General features: G+C 49.9%; 8 protein-coding genes. 1 reads left to right on the forward strand and 7 read right to left on the reverse strand.

Translation table 11 applies throughout. The features are described from left to right. Positions 1 to 18 precede the first annotated feature (18 nt). The 4 genes from AC5JR3_RS18490 to AC5JR3_RS18505 form a co-directional block, all read right to left on the reverse strand. Positions 19 to 1,815 (reverse strand): serine/threonine protein kinase, encoded by a 1,797-nt coding sequence (locus tag AC5JR3_RS18490; RefSeq protein WP_495848023.1) that lies wholly within the window; start codon positions 1,813 to 1,815, stop codon positions 19 to 21. Between the two features lie 628 nt (positions 1,816 to 2,443). Continuing rightward, the gene (locus AC5JR3_RS18495) at positions 2,444 to 3,787 is read right to left on the reverse strand and encodes an NAD(P)/FAD-dependent oxidoreductase (protein ID WP_495848024.1); all 1,344 of its coding nucleotides are present in this window, start codon (positions 3,785 to 3,787) and stop codon (positions 2,444 to 2,446) included. 525 nt (positions 3,788 to 4,312) lie between these two features. Then, positions 4,313 to 6,097 carry a pyruvate kinase gene (gene pyk, locus AC5JR3_RS18500; protein ID WP_495848025.1) on the reverse strand — a complete coding sequence of 595 codons (1,785 nt, stop codon included), beginning with the start codon at positions 6,095 to 6,097 and terminating at the stop codon, positions 4,313 to 4,315. Between the two features lie 929 nt (positions 6,098 to 7,026). After that, positions 7,027 to 7,410: a metal-sensing transcriptional repressor gene (locus AC5JR3_RS18505; RefSeq protein ID WP_495848026.1), complete on the reverse strand. Its 384-nt coding sequence runs from the start codon at positions 7,408 to 7,410 to the stop codon at positions 7,027 to 7,029. A 291-nt stretch (positions 7,411 to 7,701) separates the two neighbouring features. Between AC5JR3_RS18505 and AC5JR3_RS18510 the strand changes: the two genes are divergently transcribed. Beyond that, complete coding sequence (locus tag AC5JR3_RS18510; protein WP_495848027.1) at positions 7,702 to 8,895, forward strand: HhoA/HhoB/HtrA family serine endopeptidase; 1,194 nt, start codon at positions 7,702 to 7,704, stop codon at positions 8,893 to 8,895. 93 nt (positions 8,896 to 8,988) lie between these two features. On the opposite strand, the gene AC5JR3_RS18515 is transcribed toward AC5JR3_RS18510, so the two are convergent. The 3 genes from AC5JR3_RS18515 to rpoB form a co-directional block, all read right to left on the reverse strand. Beyond that, positions 8,989 to 12,951 (reverse strand): DNA-directed RNA polymerase subunit beta', encoded by a 3,963-nt coding sequence (locus AC5JR3_RS18515; protein ID WP_495848028.1) that lies wholly within the window; start codon positions 12,949 to 12,951, stop codon positions 8,989 to 8,991. Positions 12,952 to 13,070: 119 nt separating this feature from the next. Continuing rightward, the gene (locus AC5JR3_RS18520; protein WP_495848029.1) at positions 13,071 to 14,948 is read right to left on the reverse strand and encodes a DNA-directed RNA polymerase subunit gamma; all 1,878 of its coding nucleotides are present in this window, start codon (positions 14,946 to 14,948) and stop codon (positions 13,071 to 13,073) included. 97 nt (positions 14,949 to 15,045) lie between these two features. Further along, positions 15,046 to 18,345, reverse strand: a complete 3,300-nt coding sequence (rpoB, locus tag AC5JR3_RS18525; RefSeq protein ID WP_495848030.1) for a DNA-directed RNA polymerase subunit beta — start codon at positions 18,343 to 18,345, stop codon at positions 15,046 to 15,048. Positions 18,346 to 18,723: the final 378 nt, after the last annotated feature.

Here is an 18,723-nt window from a genome sequence, read left to right on the forward strand (position 1 = left end):
TACCTAAGAACAACTGAACTAAGGCTTAATCAAATGATCTTGGGAGCGGCGGTAATTGGAAATTCGTTTTGCCCGCGCCAAAGGTGGATACAGAATCATCAAGGTGAGGGGAAAACTAGTTCCTAAAACAGCAGCCGTGACTGCCGGATGAGAAAACCCCAACTTGAAGCCAACCCCCAAACTAATCCCCAAACCTGCGGCTAGTAACGACACCCCCAATGCCAAACGTTTACTAAAGCCTCGGTCGAGACAGCTTTTGGTAATGTTTTCCCCTTCAAAGACTGCCATAAATACCACCGCATCTACGGCGGCAAAGGCAGCGATCGCCGCATCGGGGGCGCGAAACTGTGCCCCAAAGGCAGCCACAAATAGGGCAGCCGCCCCAGCAAAAAAGGCAACGATCGCCGCATCAAGGGTCTTGAGGGCAATTCCAAACCGCGATCGCACTTTCGCAACTAACTTCGAGATCATTCCTGAGGTTACGGCGGCTGCCAAGCCAAACATCGCCACAAAGCCAGTCACAAAAACCGCGATCGCCACTCCCATCGACCCACTTTTATTAATAATTCCTGCCCAAGCTGTTGTCTCAACCCAGGTCGCTGCTGCCGCAAAGCAGACGAGCAAACCCAGGGAAAGTAAAGGTAACTTTTTCAAAGCAACGGGAATGGGAGCCGTTTGGAGCTTGACTTTTACGACCTGCGTTGCGGGTTGAGAGTTGGTATGAACCAGGACTTCTCGCTCGTAAACTCGCCCCGCCATCAGCTTACCCGTGTCGATCGTAATCGGACACAATACTTGATTTTCGGCAAATTTGGGTTGTCCAAAGGCAATCCAGGTATGGAAATCGGGGGTATGAGGAGGATCGCTTAGATGGGGGGCGACTTCAAAGTGACCTTCCAGCACTGTATCCGGCACGGGGTTGTTAATCATGACAACCTGCGTTAACCTTTCCCCCAGCTTCTCAGCCACAAACTCCAAACTCGGTTGACTCAGCCGCACTTCCGGAACGCGGATCACATAAATTGCCCTGAGAGCTTCCAAGGCAGCGGCGGCATTGGGGAAACGGTCTTTGGGCTTGAGTTCCACCATCTTTTCCAACCAGTCCAGCATCCGCAAACTGAGTTTGGGTACTAGGTGCTTGAAGTTAATTCGGTAGTCGTCGTCGATTAACTCGCTAATCTCGGCAGATTTTGTCCCGGTGAGCAAGCAAATTAAGGTGACGCCTAAGCCGTAGAGGTCTGAGGCTTCGGTAATCTGGCGGTTAAACAGTTGTTCGGGGGCAATAAAGCCTAATGTCCCTTTGGCAACACTACTCATTGCCACTTCCCCTTCCCCTAAACGCGCCATCCCAAAGTCCACCAGGAAAACATTGATGTTTTCATCAACGAGAATGTTTTCCGGTTTCAGGTCGCGATGGCTGACGGAAGGTATGCGGTTTTGCAGGTAAATCAGGATTTCTAAAAGAGCGATCGCAATTTGCTTAATTTCATCCGCGTCAAAACTGCGGGGTACGGCAAGATTAGGAGCCTTTTTGTACTCCTGCACCATACAAAAGCCATCCGCCGTCTGAAATGACTGGAGGTAACGGGGAATACCAGGATGATTTAGCCCTTGTAGGATGTGAATTTCCTGTTCATAGGCATCGTAGCCTGACCAAGTTGCGTTGCCTTTAGCAAACTGAAACTGCTTGATAACAATGGGCTGCCGATTGACACGGTTAAGGGCAAGATAAGTTACTCTCCCACCGACGCGATTGTGTCCTAATTCTTTGACAACCTTGAAACCGTGACTAGACAAGTCTGGAAAATTGCTCATAGGTGTGAGGAGTAAGGCAACTTCAAACGACTTGGATGGAGTCGCTTTGCGTCATGTCTGACTAAATGGGGTGCATCGCTTCAGCTACAACTAAGCAGGCTACCCTCTTCCCTAGGGGAGTTAAGAGTAATAGAGAGCTGAGTTGAAGGGTTTGCACAAAAGTTTTAATACCAATCTAGCAGTTACGCCCATACCTGAGATGGATTTTGAGATGGCACTGATGCTTTAAGAATGCTGTAGTCTTGTCTTTCCCGCCATTACAGTCGGAAATGTTCACATTTTGTGATGTTCTCAATCATTGTTTACCCCCTGCTGATCTCCCCTACTTTATCGGGGGTTAGGGGGATAGTGCAAAATCTGAAAAATACAAACTTTTGCCCTCCAGACGGATCAGCCTGTCGGCAATAGAGCAGTATACTTCACCGGCAATAGGAAGTCTGCCCGAACATTATGGGAATCAAGCTGAGATTTGCGTGAATCTCGGCTTGATCCGTTACAGGCAGAAACTAATGCAGGCGATCGCTGTTTTACCAAAATTTCCCCTTCTTCCAGAGAAATTTGTCAGACAAATCTTACCCTCAGTTGGTACTAATAAGATTTATTGCAGTGCTAGTAGCGACGGTCTCTCCTAAACCTTAACTGTTGTTTGATAAGTATCCGGTACCTCGACTTCCACCTCAGGTAGTGCCTCGGCTCCGGTAATGAGGCGTGCGCCGCGTTTGCGGGTGAAGTAGTTCCAACCCCACTGAATCAGCACCAGCAGCTTATTATCAAACTCAATCAGGAAGTAGATGTGGATGAAAATCCAGGTCAGCCAAGCCAGGAAACCGGAAAATTTCACCATCCCAAAATCGACAACGGCGGCGTGCCGTCCAATTACTGCCAAGCTGCCGTAGTTAAAGTAGCGGAATGGCTTCAGGGTCTGACCTTGGAGCCGCCGTTTGATTAAATTGGCGACATATTGCCCTTCTTGCATCGCTACCGGGGCAACTCCTGGCAGGGGTTTATCATCTTGGTGCGGAAAGTTTGCCAAGTCCCCAATCACAAAAATGTTGGGATGGTTGGCAAGGCTGAGGTCTTGGGACACGATGACTCGTCCGGCGCGGTCGAGTTCTGCCCCCGCACAGTTTTGTAGTACGGCACCCATTCCTGAAGCTTTCATTCCGGCTGCCCAGAGAACAGTTTGGGTGGGAATTTCTTCAGTTTGGTCGCCACGACGTACAGTAACGCGATCGCCCTCAATATTAGTCACTAGGGTGTTGGTTTGTACCATTACCCCCAACTTCTCCAGCGAAGCTTGAGCTTTTGCTGATAATTCCGGCGGGTAAGGTGGCAAAATCCGCTCCATCCCTTCCAGCAATAGAATTCTCGCTTCCGAGGTATCGATATTGCGGAAGTCATGTTTCAGGGTGCTGTACGCCAGTTCTGCCAATGCTCCTGCTAGTTCCACTCCGGTAGGGCCACCGCCAGCGATCACAAAAGTCAACCAAGCACGGCGCTTTTCGGGATCAGTTTCTTTTTCTGCCGCTTCAAAGGCAAGAAAAATCCGCCGCCGCATTTCTAAGGCATCTTCAACGGTTTTCAATCCCGGTGCTTGCTCTGACCATTGGTCGTTGCCGAAGTAGTGGTGACTGACTCCTGTAGCGACAATCAGCGTATCGTAGCTGAGGGATTTATCCCGCAGCTTAATTGTTTTCTGTTCTGGGTCAACATCAGTTACTTCCCCCATCAGCACTTCTGTGTTTTTGTTGCGACTCAAAACGGCTCGTAGGGGGGAGGAAATATCACCGGGAGATAAGCCACCTGTAGCCACTTGGTAGAGGAGTGGTTGAAATAAGTGAAAGTTCCGCTTGTCGATCAGGGTTACTTTGACAGGAGCGCTTCCTAATGCCTTTGTGGCATAAAGTCCGCCAAATCCACCCCCGATAATGACCACATGGTGAGGAGACTGGGTGCCGCTTTCAGTAAACATAAAAGTTACTTCCTTAAATAGGAATTCTTTTAGGGATTAATAGATAGGAGTTTTTAGCTCACTATATTTTTAACATAAGTTTATATTTAAAGATACAAAATGATAAGTATCAGGAGATACTAAGCAATTTATAATTTTTGGTTATCTATTTTTCTATCGATCAAGAGTAAATCCGTTAACTACTTTTTGGGTGTAGCGATAACTCGGCGCGTATTAATACCAATTTCCTGAATGTTTGCTACAGGTACTATCCCAGTGGCGAAAGAAAAACTTGTATTTCCCCTCTTAATAAGGGGGGTTAGGGGGGTCAATTGGTAAATAAATAAGGCGGGTTAGGGGGGTCAATTTGTAGCGCTATTTTATGAAATTGGTATAAGACAGCCTGTAGGGACACCTCACAAACAGCAAAATCCCTACGGGCAACATCAAGCTTTGTAGTCAACGCCGCTATGCCTGTAGGGATATACATTCCTCTGTGTGTTGTTCAAAATGACAACTGAAGCTGGAATTAATACCGATTCTGGACTAAACCATTAACGCTCCGTTGCTGCTAGAATTCCCAGCAATTGCACCAGAGTAAACTAAGCCGCGATGGGTATCTAAGGTCAAAATTGCGCCGTCGCGAATAATATTTGTGGCATTTTTCACGCCCACAATCACGGGTACACCTAGGCGTAAACCGATTATAGCCGCGTGGCTGGTCAAGCTTTCTTCCTCGGTAATGATCCCTGCTGCCTTACGAATCACATCAACAAACTCAGCATTAGTCTGAGATGCCACTAAGATTTCACCGGGATTGAAGGTAGTGATTTCCTTGGCACTATGAGCCACCCGTGCTAGACCGCTGACTGATCCCTGACCAACGCCAACTCCTTGACCGAGCACAGCAGACACGACCTCTACCTTAATTAGGTCGGTTGAGCCAGGTACACCTTGCAGTGTACCTGCGGACATCACGACTAGATCCCCATCTGCTAGGAGTTGCTTTTCCTGAGCGACGTTGATTGCCGCCTGGAAAGTTTGACCTGTGGAGGGTAAATCTAAGACCAACAGCGGTTTGACTCCCCAAACGAGTTGTAGCTGTCGGGCTACGTCTACGTGGGGGGTGATGGCAAGAATCGGAATGCGAGGTCTAAACTTGGAAACGTTCCGCGCCGTAGCCCCTGTTTTCGTCAGGGTCATAATCGCTGCGGCATCTAGCTGTTCGGCAATTTGACCAACTGCTTGAGAAATTGCGTTCGGAATCGAGCAGCGAGTGGCGTCTACATTGCGAACAAGTTGTTCTTGCTCGATACGGGTGGCAATGCGTGCCATTGTCGCCACAGCTTCAACGGGGTATTTTCCAACAGCGGCTTCATTGGAGAGCATGACGGCATCGGTGCCATCTAGAATCGCATTGGCAACGTCAGAAATCTCCGCACGAGTCGGTCGTGGGGAGTGCACCATGCTATCGAGCATCTGAGTTGCTGTGATTACAGGAATGCCCAGGCGATTGGAGGTAGCAATAAGTCGCTTTTGCAGGATAGGGACATCTTCAGCGGGTAATTCCACCCCCAAGTCGCCTCTTGCCACCATGACGCCATCGCAGAGGGAAAGAATTGCCTCCATCTGCTCGATTGCTTCGTGTTTTTCGATCTTGGCAATTACGGGTACTTGCTTCCCAGCACTGGCAATTAATTCCTTGATCTCCAGCATGTCTTGGGGGTTACGAACAAAGCTGAGAGCAACCCAATCAACGCCTTGGTCTAGACCAAACATCAAATCCCGGCGGTCTTTGTCTGTCAGTGCCTTGATGGATAGGTAAATACCAGGGAAGTTGACACCTTTGTTGTTGGAGAGGGTGCCACCCACAACGACGCGACAGCGCAACTCGCGTTTTTGTTTGTCTACTTCCTCAACGAGCATTTCGACTTTGCCGTCATCAAGGAGAATGATTGCTCCCGGTGGGACTTCATCAGCTAAAGGTTCGTAGGTGACGGAACTAATGGTTTGGGTTCCGACTACAGGTTGGCTGGTAAGTGTGAAGCGATCGCCTTTTGTGAGAATAATCGCACCCGTCTCAAACCGCCCCAGCCGAATCTTTGGCCCCTGCAAGTCTTGCAAAATCCCCACTGGCTGATTGAGTTCAAACGCGGTCTGACGAATTAAGCGAATGCTGCGCTGATGATCTTCATGAGTCCCGTGGGAAAAATTGAGCCGCAAGGTTGTTGCCCCGGCTTCAATTAATGCTTTGAGAATATCTGGATGACTGGTGGCAGGGCCAATCGTGGCAACAATTTTAGTCCGACGCAAAGAGTTATGCAATGGCATGGATAACAGGGACACAGAGCAAATAGATGAGGATTAATAAGTAAGGCGGCTTATGGTTGTGAATGACTTGAACGCTCAGTCGCCAACCGAGGCAAACCATAGAGAACTCCCCTCGGCTATAGTCTCATAGATTGTTTGCCCTGATGTGACTATCAGACCACAACTGAGATACAAAAGCCAAAGGGCTTTTGTATCACGGGAAACAACTAGGAGCGATCGCTGATGTAACTTGTACCAAGAATTGGCGTGAAGTGGGCAGTATAGCAACGAATGCAGGTCTTCTCTATATGAGCTGGCATAAACTGCAGTTTTACCTGATGGGGTAAATCCCTGATATCGGTCAGGGGAAGAGGGTGATTAGGAACTTACTTGACGGGGATCAAGGGGATTTTGTGCCAATCAGGCGTAGAGATAGCCATATATAGCATCCTTTTTAATCAAGGTTAGTCAAAAAATATGAATAAATGTTGCAATATCTCAAAATAACTGTTAAATTTTATGAAGGAATCAGGCAAAAGCCACCGCTCACTGACAGGCAAGAACGAAAACCTCAATTTGGGTTTAGCTCTATTCGCTGAAACTGGGATACAGTCGCTTGGCGAGGCTAGCTCTTGCAATCAATCAATAGCAACTGAGTCGATTACAAGTCAACGCACCGGGAGCAATTGGTACAGAAACTAAAACCAACGAATAAATCTAAATATTAAAAATTGACAAGGAACGAAGGGTGGAGAAAGGGAATGTCTCTCCCTTTTTTTTGCTTTTTTTTAGCGATCGCGCCATGAGAGGTTTCGCTCTTTTGCGGTCGTGATGCGGTTGGGGTAAAAGAGCGATCGCCTCTCCATCCGGCTTTCAGCAGCGATAAACAACCGCTAAGTTCTCGTCTTGAAAATCAGAGGAATCCCCGTCTCCGGTGCGACGGTCGAGGACTAGGGTAAAAATCGATCCAGCGCGGCTTTTAACTCTTCAATTTCTACCTCAATATTGCCTTCTTCCGCTGCACGACCAATACATTGAGTTAGATGTTCATCTAAGATAATCCGTGCCACGCGATCGAGTGCCCCCCGTACAGCCGCAATTTGCACCAGCACATCCGGACAGGGACGACTCTCTTGCACCATCGTCTTCACGCCTCGAATGTGTCCTTCAATCCGAGACAGCCGATTCACAATTCGTCGTAGAGATTCTTCGTCGTGAACATGGCGATGTGCTGACGATCCCTCACCACGAGCATGTTGCGTGTGGGTGCGATCGCCATCCACTATATGGGAATGTTCGTCTTTCCCAGAAATGGAAAAGGTTTCATTAATCAATGGGGTCAGCTCCAGATGAGAGTTGCGATTACGCGTCAGTATCCTGCATTTTTGATCGTAGCTTAGAGTGGAGACTCGCGGGGCTGGTCTTTTTCGCGACAATGACAGCGCAGGATGAATGATATTTCCCTACAGAAACCTACATCGTAGCAGCAACGTCCTCAGTAACTGAATTTAAACAATGACAGTGTAGAACTGTCACAATATTTGTCAGGCTAGTTGTAGCGACAATTACACCTCTTTGAGGAAGTTTTGTTGTTGAAATACGGTCGAAACTCAAGAATTAAAACTATGCGATTGACAAAAGTTTTTCACTCCCTAAACCGGTTCCCTACTTACTTACTTGCCACCGTTTTCGGACTTGTCCTAATGGTTGGTTTTATACAAGTGCTGCCATCTCAGGCAGGGCCAGTACAGCCGTCTACACTACTTGCCCAAAGACCACCGATTACCGACACGACGGGCGGTAGCTTTGTGACAGCGGCAGTCAATCGAGTTGGCAATGCGGTTGTCCAGATTGACACGGAACGCACGGTTACGCGCCGTATCGATCCTTTATTTGATGACCCTTTCTTCCGGCGCTTCTTTGGCGAGCAATTGCAGACCCCACCCCAAGAGAGACTATTACGAGGCGTAGGATCGGGGTTTATTTTTGACCACAGCGGATTGATTCTCACCAATGCTCATGTGGTGAATCAAGCCGATAGAGTAACTGTCATCTTAAAGGACGGACGCACCTTAGAAGGCAAAGTCCAAGGAGCAGATGAAGTTACTGATTTAGCAGTAGTTAAAATTAATGCTGGCGATTTACCTATTGCCCCTCTAGGAGATTCAGACAGCGTACAAGTTGGAGATTGGGCGATCGCCGTTGGTAATCCTCTCGGCTTCGACAACACCGTTACCTTAGGGATTATCAGCACCCTGCAACGCTCCAGCGCTCAAGTTGGCATTCCTGACAAGCGCCTCGATTTCATTCAAACCGATGCCGCCATCAATCCGGGTAACTCCGGCGGCCCTTTGTTGAATCAGCAAGGCGAAGTAATCGGCATCAATACAGCTATTCGCCCTGACGCCATGGGCATTGGCTTTGCGATTCCCATCAACAAAGCCAAAGAGATTTCCAATCGCCTAGCACGTGGGGAAAAAGTTATCCATCCTTTCCTGGGAATTCGGATGCTCCTCCTGACACCTCAAATTGCCGCAGAGAATAACCGTGACCCCAACTCACCCTTTACAGTGCCAGAAGTCAATGGTGTCCTTGTTGCCCAGGTTGTTCCCGACAGCCCCGCCGCCTCTGCTGGAGTTCGTCGAGGCGATGTAATTATTCAAATTAACGGAACTGATGTCACTGCTCCCGAACAGTTGCAGCGAATTGTTGAAAATAGTGGCGTCGGTGAGGTTCTCCAAATGAAAATCCGGCGCGGTAATCAAACAACATCGTTGTCTGTCCGCACCGGAGAATTACAAACCGAACAAAGAGGTTGACACTCTCCGCACTTTTCGTAACTGAGATTATTGAATAGCTCAGAAGTGAAGGATGAAAAATCTTTTCATCCTTCATTTTTTACACCTCAGACTTTATTCTTCCTCGCCTTCAAAGTCATCTTTAAAATCCGAGTCTTCGTCATCGATTACAGATGAGAAGTTACCACCCCCACTGATTAAGTTGTTCCGCTCCTCTAAGCTGTAAGCACGGGCTGTCCGGTCATCCAAGACGACATCTAAGGGGTCATCTTGATCCAAGTCCCCTCCCTCGAAGCGCTCGTAGGAGTAGGCCCCAGAGCCATTCGTGTAGTCTGTATCAATCGTGCTAATGGCAGGTTCTTCATAAGCGTTGTAGCCAGTTCCTGCCGGAATCAGGCGTCCAATGATCACGTTTTCCTTCAGTCCTCGCAGCCAGTCAGACTTCCCTTCAATCGCGGCTTCCGTTAGGACACGGGTGGTTTCCTGGAAGGATGCAGCTGAAATGAAGCTGTCAGTATTGAGCGAGGCTTTGGTAATCCCTAGCAGTACGGGAGTGTATTGAGCAGGTGCGCCGCCCGTGATTGCCATCGCGTCGTTTACCGTTTCAAGTTGTCGCAACTCAACGAGTTCTCCAGGGAGCATGGTTGTATCACCACCGTCATCCACCCGGACTTTTGAGGTCATTTGTCGCACAATCACCTCAATGTGTTTGTCAGAAATATCAATCCCCTGAGATTGATACACCGACTGCACCTCGTTGACCAAAAATGCCTGAGCTTGTTGCAGTCCAACCAGTGCTGACTCGTACACCCCTTTTCCTTGTTCCAAGGAGTAATTGAAGAAAATCTCCAAAATTTCATGGGGGTTGGCAGGTCCATCAGTAAGGGCTTCTGCTGCTAGTACTTTCTGACCATCGGAGACCATGGCATTTTGCCCCGGACCAACCGGATAATCAGCAACCACACCATCATCCTCAATCACTTTGACGTCAACGGTTTCGTCTTGCTCGTAAACCACTTGTGTTTCACCAGGACGTTTGGCTAAGACACAGGCTTCCTTGGGTTTACGTCCCTCTAATAGTTCTTCAATTCTCGGTAGACCCTGAATGATGTCCCCTGTTTTGGCACGCTCAAACACCAGCAACACTAAGTTGTCTCCTCGTTGCACCAAATCGCCATTCTCAATTTGCAACACCGCTCCGGCAGAAACCCGGTAAGGACGTGCCCGCCGCAAGGTAACGGCTTCGGGTGTGACTTTGACAACTTGACCGGACTCTGGGGCAGATGTCCCGTCGGCTAGGGTTGCCTCTTCCACGATTAAATTGCCAACTTTGACTTGAGGTGTCGCAGTAATGGGGATCGTTACCCGGTCGGCATCGCGTACCACCAATATCCGACGAATCGCTTCTGCACCTTCTCTGATTCCTCGGACTTCACCTTCTTCCTTACACTGAATTTCGGTGCGAGCAACTACGGCTCCTGGAGCAATCTCGTCACCATCTTCCACTAACACCTTTGTGGAGGTATTACCACCTAAGGGGTCAGTTCCGGTGTCGCGACGAATCACTAGCGATTCTAGGATGACAAGCTGGAGGCGCATTGCCTCAGGGTCTTCTTCCGTAGGAACCAATTCAATGTCAGCACTCAGCTGAGGTGTACCGGTGTGTTCGCCGTGTTGTCCTTCTTGAGCCATTTCCAGCACAAGCTGAGTCCGGAGTAACTCTTGTCCTTCTACAGACTTAACGCGCTCTCCATCCTTAAAGGGCAAACGCTGTACTGCTCGTAGTTCAATCGCTGTCAAGCCGGATTCATTAATCGAAGCTTGAGAAGGAACATCTGGCTCATCGGGCACAGCGTACTCAACCACAGGTCGCAGCAAGAGGGCTGCCCCTTCTGGGGTTTCGACAAACTCGCCATAGCGCAGTTCTTCTACCGTTAGTCCATGGAATGGTTCTGTGCCAGGATAAATGATTTGACCTTCGCCGCCCAATTCGATTGGGGGTTCATCGACGAGATGTAGTTCTCCAGGCTTGATGACAATTTCCCGCAGAATGTCGTTTTTCTGTACGACTTCAACAATCCCCCCACTCTGGCAGAAGATATCTTTGACAACTTCAGTTCCAGCTTCGACGTATTGACCGTCTTCTACCAAGAGCAGAGAGATGTCTTTGTTGACTTCGTGGCATTCTTCAGGAATCCACAAGAGGGTGCCACCTTTGGTGACTTCGTACCCTAGTTTTGCCTTGCCCCGTTTAGCAACTTCGACCCCAGCATACTTGATGATCCCGCCGGTTGATGTGCGATAGCGGTCATCAATCAGTTCGGCGACAACCTGACTGCTTTGGACTTTGGTACTAGGAGTGGCTTTTAGGGAGAAGCGCTGGTTGTTTCCGGTGTAAATGACGTACTGTTCACGTCCGCCGCTGCTTTCAACCCGGACGATTGCCTGGTCTAGCTGCACAGAGGCGGTGATGATTTCGATTTCTCGCCTGCCGGCTGTTAGACGGACAACACCACCATTAGCTGTTACCAGCTTGGTTTCTGCCAGGATACTCCCCACCTCGACGGCATCCCCGTTTTTAACGACAGGTTCAGCAGCAGGCGGTAAGTTGTACACTTCACCGGATAGAATCCAGAGCAAACCACCTCGCTGTGCTGTTCGGGTTGTGTTGCCTTGGCGGTCGGTTTTTTCTTCCTGAACGAGGTCAGCAAAGAGGACTTCCCCTGCTAAGTCAGAGGCAACGTCTTTGGTAATTTTTTCTGTGGAGAGGCGAGATTTACCCAGGGCGACTTCTGCCATAAGCTGACGGGCGCTGACTTCTTCGCCATCGGCAACCATCAGCAGGGAACCAGGAGTAACTGGAAAGGTCTGGGATTGTTTATTACCGCTAGTGGATGTCAGGACTATGTCGCCTGCTACTTCCACTTGCTCGCGGTCTTCCCCGTGACGAGTCCGGACGCCTCTAGTCCGCAGGCGCTTGGAGAAGCGCACAACACCATCAAAGGGAGCTTGCACCTGCCGTGCAACTTCCCCGGTGAAGACACCCCCTGTGTGGAATGTCCGCATGGTGAGCTGGGTTCCCGGTTCCCCAATCGACTGAGCGGCGATGATCCCGACAGCTTCACCTAAATCGACCATGTGCCCGTGAGCCAAACTCCAGCCGTAGCAGTATTGACAGACTGAGCGTTGGGCTTCACAAGTGAGGGGCGATCGCACATTGACGTCTTGGACGCCAGCCTGATCAATGAAGATTGCTAAGTCATCGCAAATGTCTTTGTTCTTCTCGGCAATTACTTCCCCGGTTTCAGGGTGAAGGACTTCGCTTGCCAAGACTCGTCCCAGCAATCTGTCTTTGAGGGGAATCAAAACGCGATCGCCATCTTTCATGGCTCTCACGGTGACGTAACGCGGAGTACCACAATCTACCTCCCGCACAATCACATCTTGGGAAACATCCACTAAACGCCGGGTGAGATAACCAGAGTCAGCCGTTCTCAACGCGGTGTCTACCAAGCCTTTACGCGCCCCGTAAGAGGAGATAATGTACTCAGTTACTGTCAATCCTTCCCGAAAATTGGTCTTAATCGGCAAGTCAATAATTTCCCCTTGCGGGTCTGCCATCAAGCCTCGCATCCCCACTAACTGACGCACCTGAGACAAGTTACCTCTTGCTCCAGAGAAAGCCATCATATAGACTGAGTTCAAGGGATCAGTGGCTTTGAAGTTACGGACTACTTCATCTTTTAGCGCTTCTGATGTGCTATTCCAAGTATCAATTACTTTTTGGAAGCGTTCAACTTCTGTAATTTCTCCCCGCGTATAACGAGTCTCTGTTGCCAGAATCTGAGCTTCAGCCTCATCCAGCATCTGGCGTTTTACGGGTGGCACTAGCAAATCATCGACACTAATTGAGACACCCGCCAGGGTCGCATAGCGAAAGCCCAACTCTTTTAGCAAGTCTGCCATCTGAGCCGTACGAGCACTACCGTAGTTCGTATAAGCCCAGGAGACTAACTTCTTGAGCTGACCCTTATCGACAACCCGGTTATGAAAAGTCATTTCTTTTTGATCTGCCATCTTTTTCCTGCTTGTCTCTATAGTTGTCAGATTAGAAAGGGAGGAAAGAAAGTCGGAAGAATGAAGTCTACTCAGCAACAATTCACTTCATCCTTCAGACTTCAAGAGTCCAAGTCCACCTAGCTCATTAATGCTTCCAGAATCGTCTTGTTATAAATGATCCGACCTGGGGTCGTGCGGACATACTGAGAAAGTAGCTCCCCATCGGCGGTTTCTCGCAAGCGGCGTTCTCGGTAAATTTTGGTAACAGTGCCGTCACTCAACTGTTCTACAGAGACTGGTTCATTATCTGGAACTTCGGTTTCCACCTTGCCATCAAAGCGCACCCAGACATAAGCATGCAAACCGACTTGCTTCTGCTCATAGGCTTTCAAAGCATCATCTAGACCACCGAAATAGCGATCGCCACCATTTTGAGCCGCAGGGTTATCTGCTGTCAGGTAGTAGCAACCTAAGACCATATCCTGGCTAGGCGTAATAATTGGGCGACCCGTTGCTGGCGAGAGGATATTGTTCGATGCCAACATCAGCAACCGGGCTTCTGCCTGGGACTCCAAAGACAGAGGGACATGTACTGCCATCTGGTCACCGTCAAAGTCAGCGTTAAATGCTGGACACACTAAAGGGTGCAACTGAATGGCTCGACCTTCTACCAGAATTGGTTCAAAGGATTGAATTCCTAATCGGTGTAGCGTTGGAGCACGGTTCAGCAGGACGGGGTGTCCAGCAATTACTTCCTCCAAGACCTCCCAAACACTAGGGTCACCCCGCTGAATCAGCTTCTTAGCCGCTTTGATATTATTCACCAGTCCTTGGCGAATCAAGCGGTGAATGACAAAGGGTTGGAACAACTCAATTGCCATTTCCCGAGGCAATCCGCACTGGTGAATTTTTAAATTGGGCCCCACTACAATTACGCTTCGTCCGGAGTAGTCAACCCGCTTACCCAGAAGGTTTTGCCGGAAGCGACCTTGTTTCCCTTCAATGATGTCCGACAGAGATTTCAACGGTCGGTTGTTGGCACCAACAACGGTACGACCCCGGCGTCCGTTATCAATCAGGGCATCTACCGCTTCTTGGAGCATTCGCTTCTCGTTACGGACGATAATTTCTGGAGCGAGGATTTCCTGGAGCCTTGCCAGTCGGTTGTTGCGGTTGATGACGCGGCGATACAGGTCATTGAGATCGGAGGTGGCAAAGCGACCGCCATCGAGTTGCACCATCGGGCGCAAATCTGGGGGAATCACAGGGATGACATTCAGCACCATCCAATCCGGCTGGGAGCCAGTAGCAATGAAGTTGTCAATCACCCGCAGACGCTTGATTAGCTTTGCCCGCTTTTGACCTTTAGCATTGGCAATCTCTTCCCGCAGTTGCTCGGCTTCCGATTCTAAAGCCACATCTTGCAAAAGTCTTGCCAGTGCTTCTGCACCAATGCCGACTTCAACCCCCGTTAGCTCAGAATCTTCGCTATAAAGTTGCTCTTCGATTTCCAGCCATTGGTCTTCATTGAGCAGTTGCTTGTAGCTCAAGTTCTCCGCATTGCCAGGACTGAGAACAACATAGGCATTGAAGTAAACAATCTGCTCAACATCCCGCAGAGGCATATCTAGCAAAATGCTCAGGTAGCTGGGGATGCCCTTGAGATACCAAACATGGACAACGGGGGCGGCAAGTTTAATAAACCCCATGCGGTGACGCCGCACGCGGGATTCAGTTACTTCCACACCGCAGCGTTCGCAAACTATCCCGCGATGACGTACTCGCTTGTACTTCCCACAGTGGCATTCCCAGTCCTTGGCAGGGCCGAAGATGCGTTCACAAAATAGCCCGTCCATTTCTGGTTTTAGGGTTCGGTAGTTGATCGTCTCCGGCTTTGTGACTTCACCAACCACCTGACCGTTTGGAAGGGTGCGTTCTCCCCAGACACGAATCCGCTCTGGAGAGGCAATACCAATTTTGACGTAGTCAAACCGATTCTCTATCTGTTGTCTCATCTGAAGTATGAATTATGAAGTATGAATTATGAAGTGGCAAGGATGAAGTGCAAAATGCTTGTTTTTTCATCCTTCATCCTTTCCACCTGGGCCTTTATCAGACCTCGTCTTCTTCCAGTTCTTCGCGGCTTAGGGACTCATAGGTGGGTCGAGTCGGTGTCCGGCGGCTCGCGCCATCTGCCATCAAGTCAACTTCCACATCCCGGCTGCTGCCATCTTCGCTCGTGTCCACTTTGTGTACCGCAATGTCCAGACCGAGAGATTGCAGCTCGCGCATCAAGACCTTAAAGGACTCCGGAGTTCCCGGTCGGGGAATTGCCTTGCCTTTAACGATCGCATTTAGAGCTTCGTTACGACCCTGCATGTCGTCAGACTTCACCGTCAACAGTTCTTGCAGGGTATAGGCGGCACCAAAGGCTTCCAATGCCCACACTTCCATTTCTCCAAAGCGCTGACCACCTTGCTGCGCTTTGCCGCCCAGAGGCTGCTGCGTCACCAGCGAGTAGGGGCCCGTGCTCCGGGCATGGATCTTGTCATCTACCAAGTGAACCAGCTTCAGCATATAGGCTCTTCCCACCGCTATAGGACGGTCAAATGCCTCCCCGGTACGACCATCAAACACGGTAATCTTGCCGGGATTTTCTGGATCATAGGCCCAAGGGGAGTTTGTTTCCTGGCTGGCTTGTTCAAGCTTGCCATGCACCGTACTGCGCGACGCTTCTTCCCCATACATTTCATCAAAGGGAGTGATCTTAAAGCGGACTCCCATGTTGTCGCCTGCCCAACCGAGTAAGCATTCAAACACCTGACCAACGTTCATCCGGCTCGGTACGCCCAAGGGATTGAGAACGATATCCACAGGCGTTCCATCCGGCAGGTAAGGCATATCTTCCGCTGGTAAAATTCGGGAAATAATCCCCTTATTGCCGTGGCGTCCTGCCATTTTGTCGCCGACTTGGATCTTGCGTTTTTGAGCAACATAGACCCGTACGACCATATTGGCTCCTGGCGGCAGTTCGTCGCCCTGCTCGCGGGTAAAGACGCGGACATCCACCACGCGACCTTTTTCACCGTTGGGTACCCGTAGGGAGTTGTCCCGCACGTCTCTAGCTTTTTCCCCAAAGATTGCCCGTAGCAGTTTCTCTTCCGGGGGCTGATCCGATTCGCCTTTAGGCGTCACCTTACCTACGAGGATATCTCCCGCTTCCACCCAGGCACCGATGCGAATAATCCCCGTTTCATCCAACTGTCGGAGGGAATCTTCCCCGACGTTAGGAATTTCACGGGTAATTTCCTCCGGGCCTAGCTTGGTTTGCCGCGCCTCAATTTCGTACTTCTCAATGTGGATGCTGGTGTAGACATCATCAATCACCAGTCGTTCCGAGATCAAGATCGCGTCTTCGTAGTTGTAGCCTTCCCAAGGCATGTAGGCAACGAGGATATTTTGTCCTAGCGCCAGCTCTCCACCTTCAGTGGCACTACCATCCGCTAAGACCTGACCGACCACTACATCATCCCCAACAAACACCAAGGGACGCTGGTTTAAGCAGGTGTCCTGGTTGGAGCGCTGGTACTTCTGGATTTCGTAGTAGGTTTCTTGCCCGTTCGCGTCGGTGACCTTGATTTCGTTGGCATCAACATAGGTGACTTCCCCCTCGGTCTTTGAGACAATCACCATCCCGGAGTCTCTCGCAGCTTGAGCTTCTAAACCTGTTCCCACTAAGGGGCGCTCCGGTCTCAGCAAAGGCACCGCCTGCCGTTGCATGTTTGAACCCATCAAGGCACGGTTAGCGTCGTCGTGCTCAAGGAAAGGAATCAAGGAGGTGGCAACAGAGATAATCTGTACCGGAGACACTGCCAGGTAGTCTACCTGGTCGGGGGTGGTAGTCGTAAACTCTTGCCGATACCGCACCGGCACCTGAACTCCTAAGATGTAGCCGTCTTTATCAATGGGGGCGTCGCCGGCGGCTACCCGCAGGTCGTCTTCCTCATCGGCACTCATGTAGATGGGGGGACGGTCTTTGAGGACGCGCCCGTTTTCTACCACGTAGAAGGGGGTTTCAATGAAGCCGTAGGCATTGACGCGGGCATGGGTTGCCAGAGAACCAATCAATCCGGCGTTTGGTCCTTCAGGAGTCTCAATCGGGCAAATGCGTCCATAGTGGGAGGGGTGAATATCCCGCACGGCAAAGCCTGCCCGTTCCCGTGTCAAACCGCCAGGACCCAAGGCAGACAAACGCCGCTTGTGGGTTAGCTCGGCTAGGGGGTTGGTTTGATCCATGAACTGGGACAACTGGGAGGAGCCGAAGAATTCCTTAATCGCTGCCACTAATGGCTTAGGGTTCACTAAGCTAGCGGGGGTGAGGGTGTCGGCGTCGGAAACAGTCATCCGTTCGCGAATAATTCGCTCTAAACGGTTTAAACCTACACGGACTTGGTTCTGTAGTAGTTCTCCCACGCTTCGCACGCGGCGATTTCCCAGGTGGTCGATGTCATCGGTGCTGCCGACATCAAATTCCAGGTTGATCAGGTAGTCTACGCCCGTCAAGATATCTTGGGCTGTTAATACCCGGACGGTGTCGGGAGTGTTGAGCCGTAGCTTTTTGTTGATTTTGTAGCGACCGACTCGACCCAAGTCATAGCGTTTGGGGTCAAAGAAGCGGGAATCTAGCAACTGCTGTCCCCCGGTGACTGTGGGGGGTTCACCCGGTCTCAGTTTGCGATAAAGTTCCAGTAGGGCTTCTTCTTCCGATGGGTTGCCTTCTTTATCAAGGGTCTTTTGGTAGTAATCAGGGTGACGCAGGGCGTCGATGATTTCGCTATCGGAAAGCCCTAAAGCTTTGAGGAGAACTTGGGCACTTAGTTTGCGAGTTTTGTCAATCCGCACCCACACCAGGTCGTTTTTGTCGGTTTCAAACTTTAGCCACGCTCCTCGGTTAGGAATTAAGGAGGCGCTATAAGTCCGGCGTCCGTTTTTGTCGGTTTCAGATTTGTAGTAAACTCCAGGCGATCGCACAATTTGGTTGACGATTACCCGCTCAGCACCGTTAATAATGAAAGTACCCCGGTCAGTCATCAAGGGCAAGTCACCGATAAAGACTTCTTGTTCTTTAATTTCTCCGGTTTCTTTATTAATCAGGCGCGTCGGAACGTACATTTGCACCGCATAGGTACTGTCACGCCGCTTAGCTTCGTCTACATCGTACTTGGGCCGCTTGAGCTTGTAGTCTTTGCCCAAGAAGTGTAACTCCATTTTGCCGGTATAGTCGGTAATGGGTGAGAAGCTATTGAGTTCTTCAACTAGTCCTTCTTCCAAGAACCAGCGGAAGCTCGAACGCTGAATCTCAACTAAGTCTGGCAACAGGTAGCTGGGTGCAGTAAAGGTCTGAGTAGTCATGCGTCTCCTCTTGTTGCAGTATGATTCAGCTCGTACCACCCGTCCGAGCCAAAGGCTTCGCCTTTATTTATAATGAATGGGACTTGTTCCGTCACTGAGCTAGCAATAATCAAGCTTAGGGTGTTATACAGTGGACAGAGCAATTTCCCGATCGCTTTCTCAAGGGTTGAGAAATCTCTTCTGCGTTTAGTTGCAGTGGTAAGCTTAAAACTTACTCGGGTAATGTTAGTAAGTAAATCTTGCAAAAATTTAAAATTTTCTTAGCAGGGGCGACGATCGATCGGTCAGCATAGCGTTGATTCAAAAACGCAGTAGCAGCCATTTTAGCGGGTGCAGGGATTATTTGGGTCACAATAACTCTTCTTAATATTATGACGC

The sequence above is a fragment of the Kastovskya adunca genome (assembly GCF_059505785.1).

Excerpts from the sequence above, each read along its gene's own strand:
- AC5JR3_RS18510 (WP_495848027.1), top strand. The coding sequence starts at position 7,702 with ATGCGATTGACAAAAGTTTTTCACTCCCTAAACCGGTTCCCTACTTAC.
- pyk (WP_495848025.1), bottom strand. The coding sequence starts at position 6,097 with ATGCCATTGCATAACTCTTTGCGTCGGACTAAAATTGTTGCCACGATT.
- AC5JR3_RS18520 (WP_495848029.1), bottom strand. The coding sequence starts at position 14,948 with ATGAGACAACAGATAGAGAATCGGTTTGACTACGTCAAAATTGGTATT.
- rpoB (WP_495848030.1), bottom strand. The coding sequence starts at position 18,345 with ATGACTACTCAGACCTTTACTGCACCCAGCTACCTGTTGCCAGACTTA.
- AC5JR3_RS18495 (WP_495848024.1), bottom strand. The coding sequence starts at position 3,787 with ATGTTTACTGAAAGCGGCACCCAGTCTCCTCACCATGTGGTCATTATC.
- AC5JR3_RS18515 (WP_495848028.1), bottom strand. The coding sequence starts at position 12,951 with ATGGCAGATCAAAAAGAAATGACTTTTCATAACCGGGTTGTCGATAAG.
- AC5JR3_RS18490 (WP_495848023.1), bottom strand. The coding sequence starts at position 1,815 with ATGAGCAATTTTCCAGACTTGTCTAGTCACGGTTTCAAGGTTGTCAAA.